1 pseudogene is annotated in these 290 nt (G+C 52.1%); it reads left to right on the top strand.

Annotated elements, in window-relative coordinates:
• A pseudogene (locus QN347_RS19735) lies at positions 1-290 on the top strand (DNA-directed RNA polymerase subunit alpha); the annotation flags it as partial.

Genomic DNA, 290 nt, shown 5'->3' with positions numbered 1-290 from the left:
GTTTTCGCCAGTGCGTCGCGTATCGTATTCGGTTGAGTCGGCGCGCGTCGAACAACGTACCGATCTCGACAAGCTCATCATCAATATCGAAACCAACGGTGTCATCACACCGGAAGAAGCGATCCGTCAATCGGCACGCGTCTTGGTTGATCAATTGAATGTATTCGCAGCTCTGGAAGGTACCGAAGCTGCTGCTGAAGCGCCATCCCGTGCGCCGGCTGTTGATCCAGTATTGTTGCGCCCAGTTGATGATTTGGAATTGACGGTTCGTTCAGCAAATTGCCTTAAAG

The organism is Sphingomonas sp. 10B4, from assembly GCF_035019905.1.
In the GTDB taxonomy this organism is placed as follows: Bacteria; Pseudomonadota; Alphaproteobacteria; order Sphingomonadales; family Sphingomonadaceae; genus Sphingomonas; species Sphingomonas glacialis.
The sequence above is the reverse complement of the archived record's forward strand: the minus strand, read 5'-3'. Positions and strand labels throughout refer to the sequence as shown.